The 6,583-nt window shown below is 72.3% G+C and carries 7 protein-coding genes; 4 read left to right on the top strand and 3 right to left on the bottom strand.

Annotated elements, in window-relative coordinates; genetic code table 11:
- The 3 genes from EYA84_RS32625 to EYA84_RS23510 all read left to right on the top strand — a co-directional run.
- Positions 1-245 (top strand): hypothetical protein (locus EYA84_RS32625; protein WP_236145922.1); only part of this gene is annotated, 245 nt, incomplete at its 5' end.
- A gap of 105 nt (positions 246-350) precedes the next feature.
- The gene (mycP, locus tag EYA84_RS23515; RefSeq protein WP_131055403.1) at positions 351-1,601 is read left to right on the top strand and encodes a type VII secretion-associated serine protease mycosin; all 1,251 of its coding nucleotides are present in this window, start codon (positions 351-353) and stop codon (positions 1,599-1,601) included.
- A gap of 231 nt (positions 1,602-1,832) precedes the next feature.
- Positions 1,833-2,240 carry a hypothetical protein gene (locus EYA84_RS23510; RefSeq protein WP_131055401.1) on the top strand — a complete coding sequence of 136 codons (408 nt, stop codon included), beginning with the start codon at positions 1,833-1,835 and terminating at the stop codon, positions 2,238-2,240.
- Here the strand turns inward: EYA84_RS23510 and EYA84_RS23505 are convergent, their stop codons facing one another.
- The 3 genes from EYA84_RS23505 to EYA84_RS23495 form a co-directional block, all read right to left on the bottom strand.
- Positions 2,241-3,458, bottom strand: a complete 1,218-nt coding sequence (locus EYA84_RS23505; RefSeq protein WP_131055405.1) for an SseB family protein — start codon at positions 3,456-3,458, stop codon at positions 2,241-2,243.
- A 71-nt stretch (positions 3,459-3,529) separates the two neighbouring features.
- A complete protein-coding gene (locus tag EYA84_RS23500; RefSeq protein ID WP_131055399.1) occupies positions 3,530-4,015 on the bottom strand; it encodes an SUKH-3 domain-containing protein in 486 nt (161 codons plus the stop codon).
- The gene (locus tag EYA84_RS23495) at positions 4,012-4,395 is read right to left on the bottom strand and encodes a YwqJ-related putative deaminase (protein WP_131055396.1); all 384 of its coding nucleotides are present in this window, start codon (positions 4,393-4,395) and stop codon (positions 4,012-4,014) included. Before EYA84_RS23495 ends, EYA84_RS23500 begins: the two co-directional genes overlap by 4 nt.
- 204 nt (positions 4,396-4,599) lie before the next feature.
- Here EYA84_RS23495 and EYA84_RS23490 point away from each other — a divergent pair, with 204 nt between their 5' ends.
- Entirely contained in the window at positions 4,600-6,279 is a 1,680-nt protein-coding gene (locus EYA84_RS23490; RefSeq protein ID WP_131055394.1) for a right-handed parallel beta-helix repeat-containing protein, read from the top strand.
- Positions 6,280-6,583: the final 304 nt, after the last annotated feature.

The following is a 6,583-nucleotide window of genomic DNA, read 5'->3' as shown; positions in this document are numbered from 1 at the left end:
GTCGCACCGGTGCCGCGCGTCCGGCACCGACGACCGGTCCGGCCCCCTCGCTCGGCGGACGCCGCGTTGGAGGCTCGGTGCCCAAGCCGCGGACCGGTCAGGCGCGCGACGGGGAGCAGGAGACCTGGGAGTACGGCGAGGGCGACGACGAACTCTGGGTCACCGAGTCGTCCGCCGTCGGCGTGGTCGAGGCGCCGGCGGAGCAGCGGCCCCGAGAGCAGGGCAAGGCCCTCGGCCAGGGATGACGTGGGCGGGCCGGTCACCCCAGGCGGGGTCACCGGCCCGTACCATGCGGATGACCAAACGTCCCTCGGCCGTCCGGCCAGAGCCCACAGAGGAGGTTGACGGACATGCGTGTCCGCACCCGACCGGCGCCGGCCCTGGCACTCGCCGCCATGAGTGTGCTGGCGACTCTCGCCCTTCCGGCAGTGCCCGCCCTGGCCGATTCGACCCGGGACGACTCCTGGCATCTCAAGGCGCTGGAGCTTCCGGAGATGCACAAGATCACCCAGGGTGAGGGTGTCGTGGTCGCGGTGGTCGACACCGGGGTGGACGCCCGCCATCAGGACCTGAAGGACAACGTCCTGCCCGGCGTCGACCTCTACGACGACGACAGCAAGGGCGGTGTCGATCGGCAGGGACACGGCACCGGGGTGGCGTCGTTGATCGCCGGTCACGGGCACGGTCCGGGCAACCGAGACGGAGTGCTCGGGATCGCCCCTAAAGCCAAGATCCTTCCGGTGACCGTCAGCAGCGAACGGAGTCCACTGATCCAGCCGACGGCGGTAGCTGCCGGGATCAACTGGGCGGTCGACAACGGCGCGGACATCGTCAACGTCTCGCTGAGCGCCAGCTTCAACGAGGAACTGAACCGAGCGGTCGAACGGGCGTACCAGCGGAACGTGATCGTGGTCGCTGGCGTGGGCAACCGCAAGGACGGCGTCATCGGTTATCCCGCCCGGCATCAGAGCGCCGTGGCAGTGAACGGCACCGACCGCAACGGTGTGATCAGCAAGGAGGCGGCGTTGCCGGCCGAAGAGGTCGACATCGCCGCGCCAGGCGAGGATCTCGTCAGCGCGGCACCGGGTGACAAGTACGTCACCGCGATCGGCACCAGCGGCAGTGCCGCGGTCGTCTCCGGTGCGCTGGCTCTGATCAAGGCGGAGTACCCGGACCTGAACGGGTACGACATGTTCCGGCGCCTGCTGGCGACCACCCGCGACGAGGGCGAGCCCGGCCACGACCTGCACTACGGTTGGGGAGTCCTCGACATCCGGCAGGCACTGACCGGCGAGCCGGACGGCCGCGGCACCGGCTCGGCCACGACCGCGCCGGGCGCAGGGGGCCTGGAGCCATGGCAGGCCAACCCCCGTGAGCGCGAGGACGACATCCTGATCTTCGTCTGGGCAGTGATCATTGCCGTGTTCCTGCTCATTGTCGGCGGGATATTGGGCATCGTCATGCTGAGGCGTGGACGGGCCCGCCGTTACCAGGTCGAGTCGGCCGACGACGATTCACCAGCAGACGACGAAACGCCTTCGGACGCGCAGGAGGGGCTCGATCAGCCCGCAGACGCGGTCTGGCGTCGGCCGCCGGGCTGACCGATGCGTCCCGAGGAGGAACCCGTGACGTCGCCGCCCACCGGTGGATCTCCGCACCCGTCTCCCGGCCCCCCGCCGGTGTCCGGCCCGTACCCGGCGCCGGCCCCTTCCCCGATCCTCGGCCCGGCGCCGACGGTGGCCGGGTCGTCAGCGGCGGCGCCATCCCACGGTGCCCAGGGTGAGCCGCCCGGCCTGCCCGGCCCCGAACGGACGGCGGCGTCACGTCCGCCCGTGGTCACGCTCGCGGTGCTGATGATGGGACCTGCGGTCGTCGTCTGGCTGGTCGCCGGGATCGCCTTCTTCCTGGCCATGCTGCGCACGGAGGGCACCGGGATCGGTCGGCTGCTGGTGGTCGGCATCGGTGGCGCCGTCCTCGCGCTCGCCCTGCTGGTGGTGTTCCTCGCCTCGCTCGGGATGATGATGGCCTGGCAGGGTGACGGTGCGGCCGGGCTGACCGTGCCGGCCGGCTTCACGTTCGGGATCTTCGTCGTCGTCATCGTCACGCTGCTGACACAGGGCAAGCTGACCTTCCAGCCGACGATGGTCACCCCACTGGTGGTGGGCGGCCTCGCGGGCGTCTCGCTCGCCCTGGTGTGCAGCCCGCCGGCCCGCGCCTGGTTCGCCCGTCGCCGGTCCTGATCAGGCCGGGGACCAGCGCCGCGCGGTCGCGTCGTAGCGGGCCAACAGCTCGTCCCGACCGTCCTGGTGCAGGCAGTGCAGGGCGGTGCCGTCCGGCACGACGAGCGACTCCATGCGTGGCCCGCCCTCGCCCCACTCCGGCGGCGTGGTCTCACCCGGCGGCCAGCGCAACACCGCCACCCACTCGTCGGCCTCCTCGAAGGGCGAGCCCTCGCCGAGCAGCCCGAGGCGGCGGTACAGCCGTGCCGGGGTGTCGCGGCCCGGGCCGTGCCAGGCGTGCACCAGCCCGGCCGCCCGGTCGTATCCGTCGTCGAGGTAGGACGATAGGTACCGGTGCGGGATGACCAGTTGCAACAGCAGCGGTACGTCCGGGTCCGGTCCCTCGGCGACCTCGCTTTCCGGGGCCGTACGCGGCACCGGTACGCCCCGCCGCGACGGCTCCGCGTACGCGGCCGTCTCGCGGCGACGCTGCTCCTCCTCGGCCGCCTCGGTGATCACCTCACGCAGTTCGCCGACCCACTCGCGCAGCTTCAGCAACGCCTCACCGGGCAACGCCGCCGCCAGCGCGGTGTCCGGATTGAGGAGCAACTGCCAGGAGAGGTCCGGCCAGTGGTCGGTGAGCTGGAGGCTGCTGATCACCACCAGGTCGTGGTCACCGAACGCCTGCCGCATCCGGGTCTCCGACGTGAACACCGGCAGGCTCGTCCGGCCCTGCTCGTCAGGCAGGCTCCACCAGGGGAACTCCGGGTCGGAGAGGTCCCGGGTGGCCGGGCCGTCCGGGCGCAGCGGTAACACCAGTTCGGCCCGGAACAACGCCGACATCAGCGCGTTCGGGTCCTGCCGGCGGATCGCCTCGCGCAGCGGCCGTTCCGCCTCGACCACCGGTGCGGCGACCGACCGCAGTTCCTCGGCGGTCAGCCGCAGCCCGATCGGCAGCCCGGCGTCGACGGCCAGCATCCACGTGTCGTCGGGCCAGTCGACGGCGAGGTCGGCGAGCCCGAGCACGTGGTAGCCGACCGACCGGCCGGGCAGGCCGGCGGCGATGGCTCCCGCCGAGGTGTAGGCGAGCACGTGGGTGATCCCGTCGTGGGTGCCGGTGGGCCACGCCACCGGTTCCAGACCGGCCGCCGCCGACGGCGACACCGGCAGCAGCAGTGGACCCTCGGCGAGTGCGGTGAGGAAGGCCGCCCTGTCGTCGGCCTCGGCGGCGGCCAGCATCGCCCGCTCGGTCGTGGTGGTGGGCTGCCAGTCGGTGGCGGGCTGTCGGTCGACGGCGGGGTGCCGGTCGGTCACCAGCCGCCGTCCCGGTTCACCCGCTGCGGCTGCCGGCCGAGCACCAGACCGGTGATCGCTTCGTCCAGGTCCGCCCCGAGGAACCAGTCCCCGGTGTGGTCCAGCACGAACACCCGACCCTGGGCGTCGACGGCGAGGATGCCGGTGCCGCCGCCCTCCTCGCCGAGCGGGCTCAACGGCGCGCCGATCGCCTCGGCCAGTTCGGCGAGCGTCTCCACCGACTGCCCCACCAGGAACGGGTCCAGGTGGAAGTCGCTCGGCGCGATCTGCTCGCCGTCGCCCCGCGGGATCACCCGCAGCCCGCCGAACTCGGCGTACGCGCCGATGGCCGCAGCGGTCATCACGTGCTGACGGCCGCCGGGGCTGGCCTGGGCGGCGATCCGCAGCCCCCACTCGCGGCCCCGGTCGTCGTCGCGGCCGTCGGGCGACCAACCCGCCTCGGCGAGGGCCTCGGCCACCAGGGGTGGGAACCGTCCGGTCACGTCAACGCCTCCATACCGAACCAGTCGAGCAGCGCGGCGCAGGATCGGCAGGGCGGCTGGACCTCGCCGTGGCGCGGGTCGCCCTCCTCGCGTACCCGGGTCACCCGCACCTTCGCGCCCCAGAGCAGCGCCCGGGCCCGCGCCGCCTCGATCGGTGGTCCACCCTGCTCGGCCGCGTACAGGCGGTCGGAGACCAGCACCGCCTCGGCGCACCAGCCGGCGAAGCGTTCGCGCTGGTCGACCGACAACCCGTGCAGGAAGCGCCGGACCACCGGGTGCAGGTCCGGCGGCACGTCCCCGCGTACCGAGGTGTGGGTGTAGACGGTGCCGTCGGCCAGCAGCGCACCCGCCGCCAGCGGCAGCATCCGCGGCTGCGTCATCCGTCCTCCCGGCGTCGACAGCGATCCGGCCCGGTGCGGGCCTGAACTCGCCCGACGAGCCTAACCAGAACGAAGTCCCGACGCGGCCCGACTCTCGCCCGTCGGGCCGCCGTATCCCGGACGCGACAGGCTCACACGGCGTAGTACGGCTGGGATATCGTCGGTTCCGCCCCCCGCATGCTCGCCGCACGAAGCCCCGGAGCCATGACGCGCACCCTTCTCGTCTCGACCGACCAAGCCGGCGCCTACCCGTCCATCGGTGAGGCGCTGGCGGCAGCGGGCGACGACACCGTCGTCGCGGTGAGCCCCGGCACCTACTACGAGGCGCTGTTCGTCAACGACCGTGGCGCCACCGTGGTCGCCGCCGAGGGGCCGGGCACGGTCACCATCGACGCCTCCTCCGGGACGTACCCGACGGTCTCCTGCAACTCCGGGCGCCTGGAGCTGCGTGACCTCGTGCTCAAGGCCGGTGACGCACCGGTCGTGGTGGCGGACCGGGCGAAGCTGACGCTGACCGGTTGCGAGCTGAGCGCCGGCTTCGGCGCCGCCGTCCAGATCGCCGGTCGCTCGGAGTTCAACCTGGCCCGCTGCCGGGTCACCGGGGGACGCTACGGCCTGGTGGTGGAGGACTCCGAGGGCAGCGTCGAGGGTTGCGAGTTCACCGACCTCGCCGAGGACGGCATCATCGTGCGGATCGGTGCCGCGCCGACGATCCGCACCACCACCGTGGCCCGGTGCGGCAACCGGGGCATCTACATCTACCAGTACGGCAAGCCCACCATCGAGGCGTGCGAGATCTCGCAGACCGGCCAGGCCGGGATCGCCGTGGTGCACCAGAGCGCGCCGGTGCTGCGCCGCTGCCGGATCCGGGACACCCGTGGTCCGGCGGTCTCCTTCGGCCGGGGCTGCCAGGGTTCGGTCACCGAGTGCACCACCGAGAACACCGCCGAACCGGCGTTCGAGATCGCCGAGGGAGCCTCCCCGACCATCGTGGAGGGTCGGGTGAACCGGCAGGCGGCCTTCGGTGCGGCAGCCGCCCGTGCCACCACGCCGCAGGACACCGCCCGGGTGGAGAGGCTGCTCGCCGACCTGGAGGCGATGGTGGGCCTGGAGTCGGTGAAGGACGAGGTCCGTGCCCTGATCGACGAGATCCAGGTCAACGAGTGGCGACGCAGCGCCGGGCTGCCGGTCGGTGCGGTGAGCCATCACCTGATCTTCGCCGGTGCGCCGGGCACCGGTAAGACCACGGTGGCGCGCATCTACGGCGAGTTGCTCGCCGCGCTGGGTGCCCTGCCCGGCGGCTCGTTCCGTGAGGTGTCCCGCCGCGACCTGGTCGGACAATATCTCGGCCACACCGCCGAGAAGACCGCTGCGGTGTTCGAGCAGGCGCGCGGCGGCGTGCTCTTCATCGACGAGGCGTACACCCTCTCCCGCTCGTTCGGCAGCGGCGGCGACTTCGGCCAGGAGGCCATCGACACGCTGGTCAAGCTGATGGAGGACCACCGGGACGAGATCGCGGTGATCGCCGCCGGCTACACCGGCGACATGGTGACGTTCCTCGACGCCAACGCCGGTCTGGCCTCCCGGTTCGCGCGGACGATCGAGTTCGGCAACTACTCGCCGGAACAGTTGGTCGTGATCGTGGAGCGGATGGCCGACGGCGACGAGTACCTCCTGGACGACGGGGTGTCCGAGGTGCTCCGGGATCACTTCGGGACGATCGAACGCGACGAGAACTTCGGCAACGCCCGGGAGGCGCGCAAGCTGTTCGAGGGCGTACGCAAGGCTCAGGCACAGCGACTGCGCCAGTCCGGTCAGCGACCCAGCCTCGACGAGTTGCGTACCGTGACGGTCGCCGACGTCCAGGCCGCGATCGGACGCTGACCATGCCGGGCCGGTCAGGGAGGGGCGTGCGGTGACGCATCCGGGTGCGGCACGGCCGGGCGAACCGGGTTGGCAGCAACACCCGGGGGCCACGGCACCGCCACAGCAGCGCACGGCACCACCGCAGCAGGCCGCCGCGCCGGCACCGACACTCGGCGGTGCCGGGCCGGGGCAGGAGTGGGCCGCTCAGCGTTCTCAGGGGCGGGCGACCGTCGGGACCGCGTACATCAGCCAGGCCGCCGCGTCGGCCACGGCCGCTCCTGTCTCTATACACATCTCCGAGCCCACGAGACTAGCGCTCATC

The sequence above is a fragment of the Verrucosispora sp. SN26_14.1 genome, from assembly GCF_004307965.1.
GTDB lineage: Bacteria > Actinomycetota > Actinomycetes > Mycobacteriales > Micromonosporaceae > Micromonospora.
The sequence above is the reverse complement of the archived record's forward strand: the minus strand, read 5'-3'. Positions and strand labels throughout refer to the sequence as shown.